A 2,525-nucleotide genomic window follows, 5' to 3' on the forward strand; every position below is an offset into this window, starting at 1 on the left:
AAAAGGGGTCGAGGCGGGGATTTCCGATAAGAATGTAATTCCTAGAATGAACATCAGTCTCACTTCTTTGTATAGTCGAGTACGGGAACGTGACACGGTTGAAATGATCAATCATGGAAGTCTTGTAAGCTACTTGCAGCCTATCGTCAATCTCAAGAATGACGGCCAGATTTATGGCTATGAATCTTTGTTGAGGACAGAATCACCTGAACAGATACCTCCTGGAAAACTTTTCGGAACTGCTCATGAAACTGGTCTGCTTTCCTTGCTGGATAAACGGGCGCGGGAAGCTGCGATTAAGGCAAAAAAAGAAAAAGTACCAGCAGGGATAAAAAGCTTCATTAACTTTCTGCCATCAACAATATATAATCCGGAATATTGTCTGCAGCATACTTTCAGACTTGTAGAAAAATATCAAATCAATCCGGATGATCTTGTATTTGAAGTAGTCGAATCAGAAAAAATCGAAGATATCCAACACCTAAAGAACGTCTTGAATACATATAAAAGGCAAGGCATGAAGGTTGCCCTTGATGATGTTGGAACAGGTTTTTCAACCCTAGAAGTACTCGAGATGCTGAACCCTGATTATGTAAAAATCGATCGACAGTATATTCATTATTGCGACGAGGTTGCTGAGAACCAGGAGTTTTTAACAAGGGTCATTGAATTGGCAAATAAACTTGATATTACGGTACTGGCAGAAGGAATTGAAAGGAAGGAAGAAATGGAGTACTGCCAAAAGATTGGTATCGATCTTGCACAGGGATTTTATATCGGGAAGCCTAGCTTAAATACATCTTACGTAACAACAGGTATAAGGTAGTCATAAAAGCATGTCTTAAGAAGGGTCGAAACGGGTGTGAACGGAAGAAGATCCGGCAAACTAGATGGCGAGATTTAAGAATATGAATCATGAATAAAATCTGTCTTTTAAAAAGACAGGTTTTTTCTTGACATTTTAATAGTAAAATACTATATTGATATTACACATCGACGCTTTTATGCATAAAAGCGTTTAAGTGAAAAAGTGATATGATATAGTGTTGACAGTAAAAAGTAGAGTTGTCATGGGCAGCAGAAAGAGACTGGATGGTAGCTGAAAATCCAGGCAGTGGCAAATTTGAAATACAGCTGTCGATTGATGACACTATTAATGAAGTGGGCAGGCGTGTTTGTTTGCCAATTAGGGTGGTACCGCGGAGCTCCTTCGTCCCTAGACGAAAAGGAGCTATTTGTATTTCAGCTAATTGGAGGGAACAACATGTTAAATCACCAGCCTGCAATCTCATTAAAAACATCGGAAGCTTTAGCCGTTATCCTGCTTTTATTGTCAGGAATAAGTTATGGAATGATCAAGTTAGAATTGGTTCCACACATACCGGTCATGCTCGCAATTGGAGCTTTGATCGTATACGGATTGTTCAAGAAAATAAAAATAATAGACCTCGAAAGCAGCATGGTTGAAGGAGCAAAAGCAGGACTAGGAGCGGTCATGATTTTCTTTTTTATTGGCATGCTTGTGAGCAGCTGGATTGCTGCTGGAACAATTCCTACATTAATATTTCTGGCGTTTGAACTTGTTTCTGGAAAATGGTTTTATGCCATCGTTTTTCTTGTGACATCAGTCGTTGGTTTAAGCATTGGCAGTTCTCTGACAACGGCAGCTGTTATTGGGGTTGCTTTTATCGCAGTAAGTGAAACACTCGGTTTTTCATCAGCCATCACTGCTGGTGCTGTAGTATCTGGAGCCTTTTTGGGAGATAAAATGTCTCCGCTCTCCGATACCACTGTACTCGCCTCTTCCACGGTCAAGGTTGATTTATTCGATCATATTAAAAATATGGCATGGACTACTGTACCAGCATTCTTTATCTCATTACTTTTATTTGCAGGGATGTCTCCGGAGCTCGGGTCAGCAGATTTCAGTAAACTGAATGGTTTGCAGAAGACCCTGGACGACATGAATCTTGTACACTGGTACTCTCTTATTCCGTTAATCTTGATCGCTGTTCTTGCTGTAAAAAAGGTTTCTTCGATCTTGACGCTAGGAGCTGGAACCTTTTCGGCAATGGCAATAAGCCTGCTTGTCGTGGAAAGATCTGAATGGGGAACTCTGCCGGGAATTTTATACTCAGGCTATCAATCACAGAGTGGGAACGAACAACTGGATTCACTGTTGTCTCGTGGAGGGATTGAAAGCATGTTATTTTCTGTTTCGCTAGTACTCCTCGCCCTAAGTATGGGAGGCTTGTTGTTCAAACTAGGCGTCCTGCCTGCTTTACTTCAGGGACTAACGGCCAGTCTGCAGAAAGTCCCTGTCCTGATTGGTTCAGCAGCATTGTCTGCTATAGGGATAAATTTTTTAATCGGAGAACAGTACCTCTCAATTTTGTTAACAGGAAACACTTTCGCGGGGCATTTCGAAAAAGCGGGACTACAGGCGAAAAACCTGTCACGGGTCCTTGAGGATGCAGGAACAGTCATCAATCCACTCGTCCCATGGAGTGTGTGCGGGGTCTTTC

Annotated in this window: 2 protein-coding genes; both read left to right on the plus strand. The window is 41.6% G+C overall.

What is annotated here, in order from left to right; genetic code table 11:
• Nucleotides 1-826, plus strand: an 826-nt coding sequence (locus WB217_RS11535; protein WP_423993372.1) for an EAL domain-containing protein, incomplete at its 5' end; no start/stop codon positions are given.
• Nucleotides 827-1,264: 438 nt separating this feature from the next.
• Nucleotides 1,265-2,525, plus strand: a 1,261-nt coding sequence (locus WB217_RS11540; protein WP_423993373.1) for a Na+/H+ antiporter NhaC family protein, incomplete at its 3' end; no start/stop codon positions are given.

It is taken from the genome of Mesobacillus sp. (assembly GCF_049588175.1).
GTDB lineage: Bacteria > Bacillota > Bacilli > Bacillales > Cytobacillaceae > Mesobacillus.